Origin of the sequence: Gracilibacillus alcaliphilus (genome assembly GCF_016909015.1) — a bacterium.
In the GTDB taxonomy this organism is placed as follows: Bacteria; Bacillota; Bacilli; order Bacillales; family Amphibacillaceae; genus Gracilibacillus; species Gracilibacillus alcaliphilus.
The window spans coordinates 26,781-42,360 of sequence record NZ_JAFBFA010000042.1; the positions used below are offsets into that span (position 1 = coordinate 26,781).

Annotated in this window: 17 protein-coding genes and 11 tRNA genes; 27 read left to right on the forward strand and 1 reads right to left on the reverse strand. The window is 40.8% G+C overall.

The features are described 5' to 3' along the window. The first annotated feature begins 75 nt into the window (after nucleotides 1–75). The 15 genes from acpS to JOD18_RS21355 all read left to right on the forward strand — a co-directional run bounded on the left by acpS (nucleotide 76) and on the right by JOD18_RS21355 (nucleotide 13,524). Nucleotides 76–441: a holo-ACP synthase gene (acpS, locus tag JOD18_RS21285; RefSeq protein WP_204671217.1), complete on the forward strand. Its 366-nt coding sequence runs from the start codon at nucleotides 76–78 to the stop codon at nucleotides 439–441. 48 nt (nucleotides 442–489) lie between these two features. Then, the gene (locus JOD18_RS21290) at nucleotides 490–1,998 is read left to right on the forward strand and encodes an NAD(P)H-hydrate dehydratase (RefSeq protein ID WP_204671219.1); all 1,509 of its coding nucleotides are present in this window, start codon (nucleotides 490–492) and stop codon (nucleotides 1,996–1,998) included. Between the two features lie 53 nt (nucleotides 1,999–2,051). Beyond that, on the forward strand, nucleotides 2,052–3,071 hold the full coding sequence (locus tag JOD18_RS21295; RefSeq protein WP_204671221.1) for a LolA family protein: 1,020 nt from the start codon (nucleotides 2,052–2,054) through the stop codon (nucleotides 3,069–3,071). 254 nt (nucleotides 3,072–3,325) lie between these two features. Further along, nucleotides 3,326–4,468, forward strand: a complete 1,143-nt coding sequence (gene alr, locus JOD18_RS21300) for an alanine racemase (protein ID WP_204671223.1) — start codon at nucleotides 3,326–3,328, stop codon at nucleotides 4,466–4,468. 138 nt (nucleotides 4,469–4,606) lie between these two features. Continuing rightward, the gene (locus JOD18_RS21305) at nucleotides 4,607–4,888 is read left to right on the forward strand and encodes a CopG family ribbon-helix-helix protein (RefSeq protein WP_204671225.1); all 282 of its coding nucleotides are present in this window, start codon (nucleotides 4,607–4,609) and stop codon (nucleotides 4,886–4,888) included. A 3-nt stretch (nucleotides 4,889–4,891) separates the two neighbouring features. After that, on the forward strand, nucleotides 4,892–5,242 hold the full coding sequence (locus JOD18_RS21310) for a type II toxin-antitoxin system PemK/MazF family toxin (RefSeq protein ID WP_204671226.1): 351 nt from the start codon (nucleotides 4,892–4,894) through the stop codon (nucleotides 5,240–5,242). Between the two features lie 470 nt (nucleotides 5,243–5,712). Further along, entirely contained in the window at nucleotides 5,713–6,579 is an 867-nt protein-coding gene (locus JOD18_RS21315) for an RsbT co-antagonist protein RsbRA (protein WP_204671227.1), read from the forward strand. Nucleotides 6,580–6,594: 15 nt separating this feature from the next. Beyond that, entirely contained in the window at nucleotides 6,595–6,951 is a 357-nt protein-coding gene (locus JOD18_RS21320; protein WP_204671228.1) for an STAS domain-containing protein, read from the forward strand. A 2-nt stretch (nucleotides 6,952–6,953) separates the two neighbouring features. Beyond that, the gene (locus JOD18_RS21325) at nucleotides 6,954–7,355 is read left to right on the forward strand and encodes an anti-sigma regulatory factor (protein WP_204671242.1); all 402 of its coding nucleotides are present in this window, start codon (nucleotides 6,954–6,956) and stop codon (nucleotides 7,353–7,355) included. Between the two features lie 191 nt (nucleotides 7,356–7,546). Next, complete coding sequence (locus JOD18_RS21330; RefSeq protein WP_204671229.1) at nucleotides 7,547–8,554, forward strand: PP2C family protein-serine/threonine phosphatase; 1,008 nt, start codon at nucleotides 7,547–7,549, stop codon at nucleotides 8,552–8,554. A gap of 333 nt (nucleotides 8,555–8,887) precedes the next feature. Then, the gene (locus tag JOD18_RS21335; RefSeq protein WP_204671230.1) at nucleotides 8,888–9,217 is read left to right on the forward strand and encodes an anti-sigma factor antagonist; all 330 of its coding nucleotides are present in this window, start codon (nucleotides 8,888–8,890) and stop codon (nucleotides 9,215–9,217) included. A 2-nt stretch (nucleotides 9,218–9,219) separates the two neighbouring features. Then, nucleotides 9,220–9,696, forward strand: coding sequence for an anti-sigma B factor RsbW (gene rsbW, locus JOD18_RS21340; protein ID WP_204671231.1), 477 nt, complete (start codon nucleotides 9,220–9,222; stop codon nucleotides 9,694–9,696). Next, on the forward strand, nucleotides 9,668–10,459 hold the full coding sequence (sigB, locus tag JOD18_RS21345; RefSeq protein WP_204671233.1) for an RNA polymerase sigma factor SigB: 792 nt from the start codon (nucleotides 9,668–9,670) through the stop codon (nucleotides 10,457–10,459). The genes rsbW and sigB overlap by 29 nt, the downstream gene beginning before the upstream one ends. Next, nucleotides 10,459–11,061 carry a SpoIIE family protein phosphatase gene (locus tag JOD18_RS21350; RefSeq protein ID WP_204671235.1) on the forward strand — a complete coding sequence of 201 codons (603 nt, stop codon included), beginning with the start codon at nucleotides 10,459–10,461 and terminating at the stop codon, nucleotides 11,059–11,061. Before sigB ends, JOD18_RS21350 begins: the two co-directional genes overlap by 1 nt. Nucleotides 11,062–11,352: 291 nt before the next feature. Then, nucleotides 11,353–13,524 (forward strand): Tex family protein, encoded by a 2,172-nt coding sequence (locus tag JOD18_RS21355; RefSeq protein ID WP_204671237.1) that lies wholly within the window; start codon nucleotides 11,353–11,355, stop codon nucleotides 13,522–13,524. Here the strand turns inward: JOD18_RS21355 and cmpA are convergent. Further along, complete coding sequence (gene cmpA / locus JOD18_RS21360; RefSeq protein ID WP_204671238.1) at nucleotides 13,521–13,634, reverse strand: cortex morphogenetic protein CmpA; 114 nt, start codon at nucleotides 13,632–13,634, stop codon at nucleotides 13,521–13,523. The two genes, JOD18_RS21355 and cmpA, sit on opposite strands and share 4 nt — an antisense overlap. A gap of 70 nt (nucleotides 13,635–13,704) precedes the next feature. On the opposite strand from cmpA, the gene JOD18_RS21365 reads away from it, so the two are divergent. The 12 genes from JOD18_RS21365 (at nucleotide 13,705) to JOD18_RS21420 (ending at nucleotide 15,482) form a co-directional block, all read left to right on the forward strand. Beyond that, complete coding sequence (locus JOD18_RS21365) at nucleotides 13,705–14,166, forward strand: SprT family protein (protein ID WP_204671239.1); 462 nt, start codon at nucleotides 13,705–13,707, stop codon at nucleotides 14,164–14,166. A gap of 161 nt (nucleotides 14,167–14,327) precedes the next feature. Beyond that, nucleotides 14,328–14,402, forward strand: a tRNA-Asn gene (locus JOD18_RS21370). A 1-nt stretch (nucleotide 14,403) separates the two neighbouring features. Then, nucleotides 14,404–14,494 (forward strand) — tRNA-Ser (locus JOD18_RS21375). A gap of 13 nt (nucleotides 14,495–14,507) precedes the next feature. Continuing rightward, nucleotides 14,508–14,579: transfer RNA gene (locus JOD18_RS21380), tRNA-Glu, on the forward strand. A 17-nt stretch (nucleotides 14,580–14,596) separates the two neighbouring features. Next, a tRNA-Asp gene (locus tag JOD18_RS21385) sits at nucleotides 14,597–14,673 on the forward strand. An 8-nt stretch (nucleotides 14,674–14,681) separates the two neighbouring features. Then, a tRNA-Gln gene (locus JOD18_RS21390) sits at nucleotides 14,682–14,756 on the forward strand. A gap of 138 nt (nucleotides 14,757–14,894) precedes the next feature. After that, nucleotides 14,895–14,970: transfer RNA gene (locus JOD18_RS21395), tRNA-Lys, on the forward strand. A 25-nt stretch (nucleotides 14,971–14,995) separates the two neighbouring features. Continuing rightward, nucleotides 14,996–15,079, forward strand: a tRNA-Leu gene (locus JOD18_RS21400). Between the two features lie 61 nt (nucleotides 15,080–15,140). After that, nucleotides 15,141–15,217 (forward strand) — tRNA-Arg (locus tag JOD18_RS21405). Between the two features lie 3 nt (nucleotides 15,218–15,220). After that, nucleotides 15,221–15,297, forward strand: a tRNA-Pro gene (locus JOD18_RS21410). Between the two features lie 24 nt (nucleotides 15,298–15,321). Continuing rightward, nucleotides 15,322–15,395, forward strand: a tRNA-Gly gene (locus JOD18_RS21415). Between the two features lie 10 nt (nucleotides 15,396–15,405). Continuing rightward, nucleotides 15,406–15,482, forward strand: a tRNA-Ile gene (locus JOD18_RS21420). Nucleotides 15,483–15,580: the final 98 nt, after the last annotated feature.

Genomic DNA, 15,580 nt, shown 5'->3' on the forward strand with positions numbered 1-15,580 from the left:
TCCAAGTCGGAAAGTAGGAGCCACACGGACGACTGCACCGGGATAAACTCTAAATAATTAGATTGGGTGGAGCAGATGATAGCTGGAATTGGAATAGATATCATTGAATTACATAGAATAGCAGAAATGCTGGAGCGTCAGCCGCGTTTACTGGAGCGGATTTTGACAGAACAGGAGCGGGCAATATTAGAACGCTACAACCCTGATAAGCGCAAGATCGAATTTATAGCCGGGCGTTTTGCTGCAAAAGAGGCCTTTTCTAAGGCAATGGGAACAGGTCTGGGCAAGTTGAGTTTTTTGGATATTGAAGTGACAACCAATGCACAAGGTGCACCTGTCTTAGCGGCTAAGCAATTAAAGGGGGCAACTTGTTTTGTCTCTATCTCTCATAGCGACGATTATGCGGTTGCTCAAGTAATAATTGAGAAGGAATCGTCATAATAAGAGAGGTTGTCTCATACTATTTTAGTGCGGGTAGGAGGGAACAAGATGTACATCGTAACCGCGGAAGAAATGTACGAAATAGATCGGTATGCGATAGAAGAAAAGGGAATTCAGGGTAAAATTTTAATGGAGAACGCAGGTGCTCAAGTTGCCAAGGCAATGATCCATGATCATGGAAAGCGGTCAAAAGCCGCCATAGTAGTCGGAAGTGGAAATAATGGCGGTGATGGTTTTGTTATTGCACGCTATTTACAGGAGTTCGGCTGTGAGGTGACCGTTTTTCAGATAGTTGCCGATCACAAGATAGCAGGGGATGCTGCATACCATAAACAGTTATGGTTGCAAGCAGGTGGAGCGCTCACACAGATTAAGGAGGCTGCTGATTTAAAGGAGAGATTAGCTCTGTTTGATATCGTGGTCGACGCTATCTTAGGAATTGGTGTCAAAGGTAATCTTCGTGAACCAATTCGCAGTATGATCAATGCGATCAATCAGTTATCGGTTAAGACCATCGCAGTGGATATTCCAAGTGGTTTACCTGCTGCAGACGATCATTCGGTCGATATAGCTGTTGAAGCGGACTATACCTATATCATTGACGCTCCCAAACAATCATTATTTTGTGAAGGGATGACCTGCTACTATGGCAGTTGGCAGGTACTGCCGATTGGTATTCCCAGTCAAGCGTATGCTGCTATACAGAGGGGGCTGTGGCGGCAGCGAGATGTCCAGGCTAGCTTGCCGAGGCGAGAGGTATTTTCTCATAAAGGGAGTCATGGCAAAGGAGCGGTAATAGGTGGTCAATTAACGATGCCTGGTTCGATCTGTTTGTCAGCAAAGGCAGCACTTCGCTCAGGGGCAGGGCTAGTAACAGTCGCTACATTGAGAGAGAATATTGTGATTGTAACAAATCAATGCGTGGAAGCGACTTATCATGTCCTACCTGATTTTACCGCACCTTTAAGTGAATCTAGTCTGCATACGTTAGCCAGTTATGACGCAATTGCGGTTGGCATGGGGATGGGAAGAGAACCCTCTGAATTGGTCCAAGCGTTATTGCAGGATACGGATGTACCTTTATTAATTGATGCAGATGGCCTGTATCAGTTAAAGCCATTATTAGCGAAAGGCTGGAATCGAATGGCTCCGGTGGTGATTACCCCTCATTATGGGGAGATGGCTATGCTGACAGGACAAGACGTTGCTTCATTAAAACAAGCCCCTTTCTCCATATCACAACAGTTTGCAGCAAGATATCAGGTCTATGTGGTGCTGAAAGGTAAATATACCATAATCACCAGTCCAAACGGTCAACAAATGGTTAGTGATCAAGGCAATGCGGGCTTAGCTAAAGGCGGAACAGGTGACGTTTTATCTGGTATTTTATTGACGATGTTGATGCAGCATGATGAGGTAATGCCAGCCTTAGCAAATGGATGTTATGTGCATGGAAGAGCGGCAGAAATTCTCGTCGAGCGGCAGCATACGACCACAGATTTGCTGGCAAGCGATGTGATTGAAGGTCTATCGCAAGTATTTCGTACATTAACTTAACGTGTGATTGTTCCCTTTGTCCACTTTAGAGGAGGCAAAGGAGAGATGTCGCGATGAAGAAATATAGCCTATTGATTATTGGCGTGCTGCTGTGCTTGGTATTAGCTGCATGTGGGGAAAAGTCAAAAGAAGATGTCATGGAGAAATTGGAAAGCGTTGCAGAGGACATGGGTTCTTATCAGTCTCAAGCAATGATGACCTTAGAGATAGGGAAAGAAGAGCAAGTCTACCTTGTTGAGGTTGCTCATAAGAAAGACGATTTTTATCGTGTTCTTTTGAAAAATGAGCAAGATGATGAGGGAAGCCAAATCATTCTGCGTAATGCCGATGGGGTGTTTGTTCTGACACCAGCATTAAATAAAAGTTTTCAATTTCAGAGTGAGTGGCCGACCAATAACAGCCAGCCTTACTTGTTCCAATCACTGCTTCAGGATATAGAGAATGACAGTGAAGCAGGGTTTAAGTCAACAGAGAATTATTATGTGTTTGAGACGAAAACAAGTTATGAAAGTAACAGCAACTTACCGTATCAAACCATTTATTTTGATAAGAAGACCTATACACCTGTATTGGTCGAGGTGCTAGATCAAGATAAAAATCCGTTAGTAAAGGTGGAATTCAGCAGCTTTGACATAGATGCAGACTTGCCGGAAAATACTTTTGATATGGAAACGAATATGACAAGCAGTATCTTCGGTGTGCCGGTGATGGCTCAGGAAGATCTGCCAAGCACACTCACTGTTCTATATCCTAATGAACCAATGGGGGCAGAATTAGTTGAGGAAAATCAAATGGATACGGAAAATGGTAAGCGCGTCCTGCTTTCCTATCAAGGAGAGAAAGATTTTACAATCATTCAAGAGACGTTGAATGTTTCTCCAACAAGTGCTGCTATTCCAGAGACAGTTTCTGGTGAACCGGTCGATCTTGGCTTTACGGTCGGCGCCTTCTCTGATAATTCATTAGAATGGTACCACCAAGGCGTACAGTACTTCCTAGCTAGTGAGCAATTGACGAAAGAAGAAATGCGTGAGGTTGCCAGATCTATGTCAACAGAGGAAGCTATCAAGTGATGAAAAAATACTTGTCGTAACTGTTGAGAATCGACTTTCTCAGCAGTTATTTTTTTCACAAAAGGATCGTCTCGAGAAGGCGAGTGGCCATCATTCTCTTCAAGCGGCCATTAACTGTCACAGAGTGGCCAGTAAACAGCTATAAGAGGCCACTAGTACACCACACACACCTTAGGCTCAAGGACTGTCTTTGCGCTTTGCGTATAATCGGTTTATAATGATAATCGTGTTAATTAAAAAGAAGGAGTCTTACAATGAATAAAAATTTTTACCGAGATTCATGGGTAGAAGTGAATTTGGATCATATTATATATAATATACAGCAACTCCGAAATAGATTATCAGACAAAACGAAGATATATGCAGTAGTCAAAGCAAATGGTTACGGACATGGGGATGTAGAAGTCGCAAAGGCTGCTTTAGCCGGAGGTGCCGACCGGCTAGCTGTCGCATTGTTGGATGAGGCATTGCAATTAAGGGAAGCCGGTATTACCGCACCTATCTTGGTGATGGGCTGGATACGTCCGGAAGATGCTGTTACTGCTGTACAGCATGACATTACGATTACATGTTTTCAAAAGGAATGGCTGGAGGCATTACAGCAATATGACCTGCCTAAGCCGCTAAAAGTCCATATGAAATGGGATACTGGCATGGGCCGGATTGGGATTAGAAGTGAACAAGAATTGCTGGAGATTCTGCCATATGTAACGGTTGATCATGTGGAATTAGAAGGGATCTTTACTCACTTTGCCACGGCAGATGAAGGCAGTACAGAGCTATTTGAATTCCAACTAGCTCAATTTAATAAATTATGGTGCCTTTTTCAAGCTAAATGGGAAGGTGAGCCCGTATTGCTTCATACAGGTAATAGTGCTGCCAGCATGCGTTTTCCTGAGAAGATGTTCGATTATGTCCGCTATGGTATCAGTATGTACGGCTTATATCCTTCTCCTGTTGTCAAAGAGGAACAGCCTATCGATTTGAAACCAGCTTTCTCTTTACAAAGTCGTCTCATCCATGTCAAAAAGGTGGAGAAAGGGGCAACGATTAGTTATGGCGCCACTTATGCAGCGAAAGAAGAAGAATGGATTGGAACGATTCCTTTAGGATATGCGGATGGCATTCGCCGGGCTTTGCAGGGTGCCGAGGTGCTTGTCAATGGCGAGCGTTGTGAAATAGTAGGGCGTATTTGTATGGATCAATTGATGGTGAGGCTATCGAAAAGTGCACAAGTGGGCGATCTAGTGACATTGATAGGTGAACAAGGAAACCAAAGGATTGAAATGGATGAATGGGCAGATTATTTGGATACGATTAACTATGAAATCGCCTGTATGATTAGTTATCGCGTGCCAAGAATATATCTGTCAGAGAAAGAGAAAATTGTCGAATAAGCGAGATAAAACTTCTGTTACTAAAGATCTTGTTGAAAAATAATTAAAATATTAGAAAACCCCTTTGCAATGGCATATTTTGAATGGTATGATAGTGTTAATTGAATGAATTAGGTATGTTTATGTCGGTGGAGGTGGATGATTTTGTCTGAAGATCTAAAAGAAGTTGCGGTACGCTTACCAAAAAACCTGCTGAATGAGGTGGATGGCTTGATGAAAAGCGAAAATAGTAATTTAAGCGACTTTATTTGCCAAGCAACCAAAACTTACTTGCAGGAAACAAAAAAGCGCCATATACAAGAGGCGATGCAAAAGGGCTATATGGAAATGGCTAATATCAATTTAAATATTGCTTCAGAAGCTTTCCAAGCGGAAGAGGAGGCCGAAATCACCCTAGAACGCTTAGTGAGCGGGGTGTAGCCTTTGAAGGTCAAACGAGGCGACGTATATTTCGCCGATCTTTCTCCCGTTGTGGGGTCTGAACAAGGTGGCGTCCGGCCTGTGTTAGTTTTGCAAAATGATATTGGAAATCGTTTTAGCCCAACCGTTATTGTAGCGGCTATTACGGCGCAAATACAAAAAGCGAAATTACCAACACATGTCGAAATTGATGCGGAAAAGTACGGTTTCGAGCGTAATTCAGTCATTTTATTGGAACAGATTAGAACGATTGATAAACAACGATTAACAGATAAGATTACACAATTAGACAGTACCATGATGGAAAAAATCGATAAAGGATTAGAAATCAGTTTGGGTTTAACCGATTTCTGATCCATTATCCCCTAAGCACCCTAGCTTTTTGAATATGAGAGGCTGGGTGCTTTTTGTAAGGAAAATAAGTGTATAAGTATTTTTTGTTATTAGTGGACGAATATTCTGATAAGTTAACAGCGGGGACCAGCTGCTGGTGAAAGTCTGGTATATACATATGTACATCTATGATCGGCTTCGATGAAATTACCCCAGTAAAAATTGATTAGTCAAAACACCTCTTTATTCGTTTTATCCCTTTACTTAAGAAATGAGATTAGATATTTTTGGTCAGGAAATTGATGAAAAATGTCTAAGCTGAAAAGCGGCTTTATTTCAATATTAAGCGTTAACAACTGGTGCTTGAGAAGGACTGTCGTTTAATAGATACCAATGAAAACTTATTTAGACTTATATATTTAAGGATCGTCAAAGTTCGATTTCTATTGTACAATCAATATATAGAATTTATAGTGGAGGTTTGTGAAAAAATGCCAGAAGTTTTGCGGAAGATTGTCATATCTAATAGTGATGTTATTTCAAAGAAGTGGTTAGCAGAGATAACGGAAAAACGAAAACCAGACTATAATACTAGTATTTCAGACAGCTTGTATCATACCACCAACCAGGAATTTATTAATGTGATTTTTTCTAGTATAAACCGCCAAGGAAATACAGGGGCAATGGATGACTTTGCTGAACGCCTGATTAATTTAGGGTGGCCGTTAAGCTATATTACAGAAGGCTTGCAGACTTTTAGAAAAGTGACAGTTGACTTTATTCTTGAACAGTCAGATCAAATCGATTCTGGGGAATTTTCCAAAATATTAAATGTAGTTGAGGATTGGATATCTCCAATTATTACACAATTAGTAAATGAATATTCGGGCAGCTGGGAGAATACTGTCTCTCTGCAGAGAATGGCATTAAGAGAACTATCCGCTCCGTTAATTCCGGTAATGAAAAATATTACGATTATGCCTTTAGTTGGGACAATCGACACCGAACGAGCGAAATCGATTATGGAGAATTTGCTGGAAGGTGTGATGAAACACCATTCAGAAGTGGTTCTCATTGATATCACGGGTGTCCCTGTCGTGGATACGATGGTAGCCCACCATATTATTCAGGCAGCAGAAGCTGTACGGCTGATCGGTGCTACTTGTATTCTAGTCGGAATCAGACCAGAAATTGCTCAAACGATTGTCAACTTAGGGATTGATTTAAGTAAATTCCCAACAAAGAGCACCTTAAGAAAAGGCTTTGCTACCGCTCTCAAAATCACCAACCGTGAAATTGTTAACTTAGATAACGCAAACGAAGATGTAACACAAATTCTAGACTCATTAAAAAAATAAGGAGGAGGTGCTATTATGAGAATACCAATATTAAAGCTGCATCATTATTTATTGGTATCCATACAAATAGAACTTGACGACCAAACTGCGATTAATTTCCAAGAAGACTTGCTCGATAAGATACATAAAAGTGGAGCAACCGGAGTTGTCATAGATTTAACATCCGTTGATATGATTGATTCTTTTATTGCCAAGGTGTTAGGTGATGTGGTATCCATGTCCGATTTGATGGGTGCTAAAGTAGTATTAACGGGAATTCAGCCGGCAGTGGCAGTTACGTTAATTGATCTAGGCATCCACTTGCAGAATGTCCCTACGGCTCTTGATTTAGAACAAGGTTTAATCAAACTTCGCCAGGAGCTTGAGGAGTGATGATGATAACTAAGTCGAGTGTGCATATAAAAAAAGAATGGGACATTGTAGGGGCCAGACAAATGGGAAGAGAGCTTGCAAAAGATTTAGGGTTTGGGACTGTCGATCAGGCTCGAATTACAACAGCGATTTCGGAATTAGCTCGTAATATATATCTTTATGCGGGATCAGGACAAATCATGTTTGAAATAGTGGAAGATCTCAATAAGAAAGGTTTAAAGATTATTGCTGTTGACAAAGGACCTGGAATACAAGATGTAAGCAAGGTAATGGAGGACGGCTTTTCCACTTCAGGGGGTTTAGGAGCAGGGTTGCCTGGTGTGAAAAGGCTTATGGATTATTTTGATATTGATTCTGCTCCTGATAAAGGAACAGTAATAACCACCATTAAATGGGTACGTTAGCAAAAATCCTGTCTTTTCATAACACTCCTAGATCAGCAAAGTGTGGAATGCTTTGACCATTTTAATGGTGCTAACAGGTAATCTTTTCCTTAAGAAACGAGGTGGAGTGTTTAAGTACCTGGATAAGTTGGACTGACCATGTGTTCCAATATGGATAGAAGTCTTACTTTTTGTAGTTAGGAGGTAATGGAATGGAACCCTATAAACTAGATTTTGAAAATTACCGAAAATTATTGATGAAATACATTGAATCAGAAGATGAATCAACATTATACCAAGCTGAACAGTTTACTAGGACATCCATGCAACAGCACATTTCTCCAGAAGAGATTATTAATGTGCATATTCAAATTTTAAAAGAAATCTATCCAGATATGCCTCATGAAATAGATGCTTCCATGAAGTTTTTGTTGGAAACGATGATTTCTTATGGATTAGCTTATCAAGAGTTTCAGTCATTACGAGAGAAACAAGTGGAATTAGAGTCAGAGATCGCAGTCGCTGCTAGTATGCAGCAGACACTTCTGTCCACAACAATCCCTAAGGTGCAAGGACTAGAGATCGGGGCAGTCAGTGTTCCAGCCCATCGAATGAATGGAGATTATATTCATTTTGTTACAGGTGGAGAATCAAGTAACATAGGTATTGCCATCGCAGACGTAATAGGTAAAGGAATTCCAGCAGCACTGGCTATGTCGATGATTAAGTATTCATTAGACAGTTTCCCTGATGCTATGTGCAGCCCAAGTGAGACATTAGAGAGTTTGAATCGGGTAGTAGAGCGCAATGTTGATTCCAGTATGTTTATCACCATGCTTTATGGCTTATATAACCGTGAGATCAGTACCTTATACTTCTCCTCTGCAGGACATGAGCCAGGCTTTTATTATTCCGCGGCAAGAAAAGAATTTGTAGAGATTCAAGCAAAAGGTCTTGTATTAGGTGTTTCACCACAAGTGAAATATGAAGAATATGAGTTGAAATTATCCGATGGCGATATGGTTGTATTGTTAACAGATGGTGTGACAGAATGTCGTTTAGGTGATAATTTTATTGAAACGGACGAGGTATTGAAGGTGATCGAAAAGTATATGCATTTACCAGCCCAAGAGGCGGTTGATAGTGTGTATCGTCACTTTGAAAGGCTTCAGGAATTTCAATTAAGAGATGATTTTACACTTATCTTTTTAAAAAAATGAGTTTGGCAGGGAATGATATAGGGTAAAAAGGAATAGGTAAGAGTTCTTGCTGCTTATTTTATGACGCTTGCCGTCCATAGATCTCGCTACATGAAATAAGCAGGTGGCGAGATCTTGGTATATGCTCAGTTTAGTTTTCTTGGCAGCAGTCAGTGCTAAGTGACCCGCTTTATTGGCCGTCGTATGCCCAATTCTGTGTGTGTAGGTGAGTGATGTGAAGGATTACGGTGTAAATAAAATTAGTTGGTAAACATTCGGGGGAAGCTGTGAGAACCCTCAAGAATGAAAATCTCACTTTATGTTTAGAGACTTTATGTTTAGAGGAGGTTGCTTGTGAATTTAAGTATGGAAGTTCATGATAAAGATGATGTATTGGAATTAGCATTAATTGGTGAAATAGATGCGTACACTGCGCCTAGCTTGAAGGAAACGATTTTGCCGTTAACCGAGCAGGCCAATAAAACAGTCGTTGTAGACCTAGAGCAAGTCAATTACATGGACAGTACAGGTCTAGGTGTATTTATTGGTGCATTGAAATCGGCAAATGAACATCAAAGTGAGCTGCGCTTAACGTCATTACAAGATCGGGTTCGTCGTTTGTTTGATATTACTGGGTTGGATAGCATAATCACTATTGACTCAACGGTACGGGGTGGAGATTAGACATGGAATCATTTGACTTCATTGAATTGAAAGTTCCTGCAAAAGCAGATTATATTGGTGTAGTCCGGTTAACGGTTTCTGGTATTGCAAATCGTATGGGGTTTAGTTATGAAGATATGGAAGATCTCAAAGTGGCCATATCAGAGGCAATGTCAAATGCGACAGAACATGCTTATAAACAAGGTGAAGAAGGCGAAGTAGCAGTAGGGTTCGGTGTTTATCCAGATCGTTTGGAAGTAATGATTGCCGACCATGGAGCCAGCTTTGATGTGGAAGAAGTAAAGAAAGGTTTAGGCCCTTATCAGAATACTCCATCTATAGTAGAGTTGCGTGAAGGAGGGTTTGGTCTATTTCTAATTGAGGCATTGATGGATAAAGTAGAGATAAAAAACGATTATGGTGTAATTGTATTAATGACTAAATACCTCCGCGAAAATGAGGTGGATATGAATGACGACCAAATCTCGACCACACAATAATCGTGAGGATGAGGTTTACCAGTGGATTCGTGATTTTCAAGAGAATCCTGATAATCAAGAGATTCAAGAGAAGATTGTGCTGACTTATCAGAAATTAGTCCGTTCATTGGCGCGCAAATATGCCAAGAATGAACTTATTTATGAAGACCTGGAACAAGTAGGTATGTTAGGATTACTGGCAGCCATTAGAAGGTACGATCCAGAAGTTGGTAAATCATTTGAATCATTTGCGATTCCCACGATTATTGGTGAAATTAAACGGTTTATTCGTGATAAGACATGGAGTGTCCATGTTCCCAGACGGATCAAGGAGTTAGGGCCAAAGATTAAAAAGGCTACTGAAGTTTTAACGGCAGAGCAGCAGAAATCGCCGACAGTTAAAGAAATTGCTGATTACTTAGAGGTCTCTGAAGAGGAATTATTAGAAACCTTGGAAATGAGTCAAAGCTACAATGCCCTATCAGTAGACCGCAAGATTGAAGCCGATTCAGATGGAAGCGAGGTTTCCATCCTTGATTTAGTAGGTAATGAGGAAGCAGGCTATGAAAATGTCGACCAAAAACTATTACTGGAGAAAATATTACCAATTTTGAATGAACGGGAACAGCAGATTTTGACGTATACTTATTTTGAGAATAAAAGTCAAAAGGAAACAGGAGAATTACTTGGTATTTCGCAAATGCATGTTTCTAGAATACAGCGCCAATCACTGAAAAAGCTGAGAGAAGCCCTGCAGTCTGAAAATATGGGGGTCTTTCGCTAATGGGTCACGGAGAATGTGTAGAGATTTCTACTTTTCAAAAACCAAAACAAGGTAATTTTTTTTGTGGCGACAGTTACTATTATAAAGAATTTCCGGATAGATTTATTTGTGCTTTGGCAGATGGATTAGGAAGTGGTGAGTGTGCTCAAGAGTCTTCGCGAATTGTTATGGATGTAATCAAGCGGAATGAGCATGACTCGGTTACCGAAATGATGAAGAAGAGTAATCAGAAGCTCTTGGGTAAACGCGGTGCGGTCTTAGGCGTATTACAACTTGATTTTGTAAACAAGCGGTACGTATATTCTTCTATCGGCAATATTGGTTTAATGATCGTTACAGCTAACTCGATCAAGAAACGGAATATTCCTCAATCTGGTTATTTAAGCGGCTATGATCGCCCTTATCGAGAAATGGCAGATGATTTAGAGGATAACATGATCTTTATTATGTTTTCAGACGGAGTAACAGCAAAAGAATTAGCTACTCCTCATTTTTTGGAGAAGGAAGTTCAGCGGATAACCGACACATATGCCAATTTCTATCAGAATAGTCTAGACGACGATACAACGTTAATTGCTATGAAATATAATCCGAAATCTTGAGTTATAATCAAGGTTTCTTTTTTTTGAAAAAATCCTTTTCTTTCTCAAAACAGGGACTAAAGATAAACATTTTTTCTGTACATCGAAAGGATTAAAGCAGGAAAAAAGGAACTATTGGTGGAAAGATATTATAGTGTGTGAATTAAACATGCAGGACGACGAGTATTTATGGATAGCGGTGTCTGTTAAAGTATATTGGTTTTGAACATGCATCTATAGTATGAGCGAGACTTTGCGCAAGAGTAATATTTTGTTAGAATAGAGAAAGTTCGACTTGAAGGAGGAACTAGATTGGCGAATCAAGAAAATTATCAACAATTAATCAATAGTGTCACAGAGAAAACACAAATTAATTCCAAAATTGTTCAAAGTGTAATTGGATTATTAGATGAAGGAAACACTGTACCGTTTATTGCCCGATATCGAAAAGAACAAACGGGATCATTAGATGAAGTACAAATCAAAGATATTCAAGATGCATGGAGCTATGTGAATACATTAGCCGATCGCAAGCAAGAAGTGATACGCCTAATAGAGGAACAAGGGAAATTAACCGAGGAACTGCAAGCAGAGATTGAAGCTGCAACACAGCTGCAAAAAGTGGAAGATTTATACCGACCATATAAACAGAAGCGTCGTACCAAGGCAACGATCGCAAAAGAGAAAGGACTCGAGCCATTAGCGGTGCAAGTCTTGGAGAATCAGGCGTTAGATATAGAACAAGAAGCCGCCGCCTATTTATCAGAAGAACACGAACTACATAATATAGATGAGGTGCTCCAAGGAGTACAGGATATATTGGCGGAGTGGATAGCAGATCAGCCAGAATACCGTGAATATATCCGCCAGCAAACACAACAGAAAGGCTTGATCACTTCTGTCTTAAAAAAAGGTGATCAAGACGAGAAGAAGATTTTCGAAATGTATTACGAATATAGTGAATCGATTCGCAAGATTGTTGCCCACAGAACCTTAGCTTTAAACCGAGGAGAGAAGGAAGAAATACTAAGGGTGTCCATTCAGCCTCCTGTTGAGCAGATTCAAGCTTATTTGGAAAAACAGATAATCAAGCAGCAGGCTGCTCTGTTTGTGAAGGAATTTTTTATTCGTGTTATAGAGGATAGTTATAAACGTCTAATCCAGCCATCGATTGAACGGGAGATACGTACCGATCTGACAGAACAGGCTGAGGAACAAGCCATTGATATTTTTGCTAAGAATCTCAAAAGCTTGCTGTTGCAGCCGCCTTTAAAAGGAAAATATGTGCTAGGGGTGGACCCGGCATTTCGTACAGGCTGTAAATTGGCAGTAGTGGATGATACAGGCAAGGTAAAGGCGATTGATGTTATCTATCCAACGGCACCGAGAAATGATACAGAAGGAGCTGCTAAGAAGGTTTTAGAGTATGTAACATCCTTCCCAATTGAATTGATTGCGATTGGAAATGGTACAGCCTCCAGAGAGACGGAACAGTTTATTGCTGGTGTCATGGAAAAACATCATTTAGATTTATCCTATATTATTGTGAATGAGGCAGGGGCTAGTGTATATTCTGCTTCCAAGTTAGCGCGTGAGGAATTTCCAGAGTTACAAGTAGAAGAAAGGAGCGCAGTATCTATTGCCCGCCGTATTCAGGATCCGTTAGCAGAGTTAGTAAAGATTGAACCAAAGGCTATTGGTGTAGGTCAGTATCAACATGATGTGAGTCAGAAGCGGTTGACAGAATCCCTTTCTTTTGTCGTAGAAACAGCGGTAAACCAGGTTGGTGTAAATGTGAATACGGCTTCCTCTTCATTGTTGCAGTATGTATCTGGTCTGAATAAAACAGTTGCCAACAATATTGTGAAATATCGTGATGAGCAGGGAAAATTTACTAACCGTAAGCAATTAAAAGATATTCCGCGCCTTGGTGCTAAAACATATGAACAAAGTATTGGCTTTCTGCGGGTGCCGGATGGTGATGAACCATTAGACCGTACGCCGATCCACCCGGAATCTTATCCTGCGGTGAATGAAATTTTTACGCAGCTTCAGTGTTCGGTTGATGATTTAGGGACAGATATATTAAAGGAACGTATTCAAGAATTGAATATGAAGGATCTGGCGGCTCATTTAGACATAGGTGTTCCAACCTTACAGGACATTCTAAAAGCGTTGATCAGTCCTAACCGAGATCCTCGTGATGACTTGCCACAGCCGCTGCTAAAGAAGAACGTGTTATCCATGGAAGATTTAGAGCAGGGGATGGAACTACAGGGAACGGTCCGAAATGTCGTTGATTTTGGCGTGTTTGTAGATATTGGTGTTAAACAGGATGGGCTTGTTCACATTTCTAAAATGTCGAATAAATTTGTGAAACATCCGATGGATTTGGTCTCTGTAGGAGATGTGATCACGGTTTGGGTCGATCAAGTAGATGCAGACAAACAGCGTATTGCACTTACCATGATAGAACAAGCCTAGTTTCTTTCCTTATCCCAATAGAAGAACCAACATTGATTTAACAGAGTAATTTGATACTTATTTTTCCCTTGAAAGGCCTCTCTTAACTGTTTTTTTAACCATGAAGGCATTTTCATTACTCCTTTTCCTCAGTTATTTACAGCTATTCTATGCGGAGTAATCGAGAGGTGTGATTGGACCGTGAACCAAAAGGAATTAGAACAATTAACACATGATATATCAGAAACGGTTTTTGAGAAACCTTTTCTTGATAAAGTTACATTTAATAACCGTCTGCGGACAACAGGTGGACGCTATATTCCATCCAAACGTTTGATTGAATTAAATCCAAAATACTATCATGAATTAGGCTATGAGGAGTTAGTCGGTGTAATCAAGCATGAATTATGTCATTATCATCTTCATATCGAAGGCAAGGGCTATCAGCATCGGGACCCAGAGTTCAGGCAGCTGTTAAAACGAACGGATTCCCCCAGATTTTGTAATCCTTTGCCTTCGATGAATGATAAGTACGCTTTTATCTATCAATGCAATGATTGTCAACATATGTATAAGAGGCAAAGAAGAGTAGATGTAAAACGGTATCGCTGCGGCAAATGCAAGGGGAAATTAATTCAAATAAAAAATGCTAAGAAGTATTGACGATTTTATAGGAGTGTGATAAATTATATTGGTGTCACTTTGAGACAAGCTTTTCAAGCAGTGACAAGTGATACCAACATAATTTTTATCAGAAAAATGTTGACAAACATTAGTAAATATTATAAGATATTTAACGTCGTCAGCAAGCTTTTCAACATTATTCCACAGTAGCTCAGTGGTAGAGCAATCGGCTGTTAACCGATCGGTCGTAGGTTCGAATCCTACCTGTGGAGCCATGGAGAAGTACTCAAGTGGCTGAAGAGGCGCCCCTGCTAAGGGTGTAGGTCGTGTAAGCGGCGCGAGGGTTCAAATCCCTCCTTCTCCGCCATTACATTTTTAATGGCCCGTTGGTCAAGTGGTTAAGACACCGCCCTTTCACGGCGGTAACACGGGTTCGAATCCCGTACGGGTCATCAGAAACAATTACATAGGTCCGGTAGTTCAGTTGGTTAGAATGCCTGCCTGTCACGCAGGAGGTCGCGGGTTCGAGTCCCGTCCGGACCGCCATTTATTGTTGGGCTATAGCCAAGCGGTAAGGCAACGGTTTTTGGTACCGTCATGCGCTGGTTCGAATCCAGCTAGCCCAGCCATTTTTATTTTTTAAAATTACATTCGTCACATGACGAATAATATATTCCATTAACTTGATCGATGGTTCACAAGCTTTTAAGTTAATATGGAAATAGGAGTAAGTAACTGAATTCCGTCAGTTTGCATACTTTAGTTAAGAGCCATTAGCTCAGTTGGTAGAGCATCTGACTTTTAATCAGAGGGTCGGAGGTTCGAATCCTCCATGGCTCACCATTTTTAACAGGTGAAGTAGTATGGAGCGGTCGTGGCGGAATGGCAGACGCGCTAGGTTGAGGGCCTAGTGGGTGAATAACCCGTGGAGGTTCAAGTCCTCTCGACCGCATAAAAAAACTATTGACTTCTATATAATGAATATGATATATTAATGGATGTCGCTTTAATTAGCGCCCGTAGCTCAATTGGATAGAGCGTTTGACTACGGATCAAGAGGTTAGGGGTTCGACTCCTCTCGGGCGCGCCATGACGGGAAGTGGCTCAGCTTGGTAGAGCACTTGGTTTGGGACCAAGGGGTCGCAGGTTCAAATCCTGTCTTCCCGACCAGTCGGAATCACATGAATTTTATATGCGGGTGTAGTTTAGTGGTAAAACCTCAGCCTTCCAAGCTGATGTCGAGGGTTCAATTCCCTTCACCCGCTCCATTATATAAATGGGCCTGTAGCTCAGCTGGTTAGAGCGCACGCCTGATAAGCGTGAGGTCGGTGGTTCGAGTCCACTCAGGCCCACCATTTATTACATTGATCATTGAAAACTGAACAAAACAACCAGTATGTAAAAGAAGAAAAAAGCAATATGCTAGCTTGTCAAAAGCGAGCACAAGACAACT

Bases quoted from the DNA above. Each gene is read 5' to 3' on its own strand.
- acpS (WP_204671217.1), top strand. From the start codon at position 76: ATGATAGCTGGAATTGGAATAGATATCATTGAATTACATAGAATAGCA.
- JOD18_RS21290 (WP_204671219.1), top strand. From the start codon at position 490: ATGTACATCGTAACCGCGGAAGAAATGTACGAAATAGATCGGTATGCG.
- JOD18_RS21295 (WP_204671221.1), top strand. From the start codon at position 2,052: ATGAAGAAATATAGCCTATTGATTATTGGCGTGCTGCTGTGCTTGGTA.
- alr (WP_204671223.1), top strand. From the start codon at position 3,326: ATGAATAAAAATTTTTACCGAGATTCATGGGTAGAAGTGAATTTGGAT.
- JOD18_RS21305 (WP_204671225.1), top strand. From the start codon at position 4,607: ATGATTTTGTCTGAAGATCTAAAAGAAGTTGCGGTACGCTTACCAAAA.
- JOD18_RS21315 (WP_204671227.1), top strand. From the start codon at position 5,713: ATGCCAGAAGTTTTGCGGAAGATTGTCATATCTAATAGTGATGTTATT.
- JOD18_RS21320 (WP_204671228.1), top strand. From the start codon at position 6,595: ATGAGAATACCAATATTAAAGCTGCATCATTATTTATTGGTATCCATA.
- JOD18_RS21325 (WP_204671242.1), top strand. From the start codon at position 6,954: ATGATAACTAAGTCGAGTGTGCATATAAAAAAAGAATGGGACATTGTA.
- JOD18_RS21330 (WP_204671229.1), top strand. From the start codon at position 7,547: ATGGAACCCTATAAACTAGATTTTGAAAATTACCGAAAATTATTGATG.
- rsbW (WP_204671231.1), top strand. From the start codon at position 9,220: ATGGAATCATTTGACTTCATTGAATTGAAAGTTCCTGCAAAAGCAGAT.
- sigB (WP_204671233.1), top strand. From the start codon at position 9,668: ATGACGACCAAATCTCGACCACACAATAATCGTGAGGATGAGGTTTAC.
- JOD18_RS21350 (WP_204671235.1), top strand. From the start codon at position 10,459: ATGGGTCACGGAGAATGTGTAGAGATTTCTACTTTTCAAAAACCAAAA.
- cmpA (WP_204671238.1), bottom strand. From the start codon at position 13,634: ATGCCTTCATGGTTAAAAAAACAGTTAAGAGAGGCCTTTCAAGGGAAA.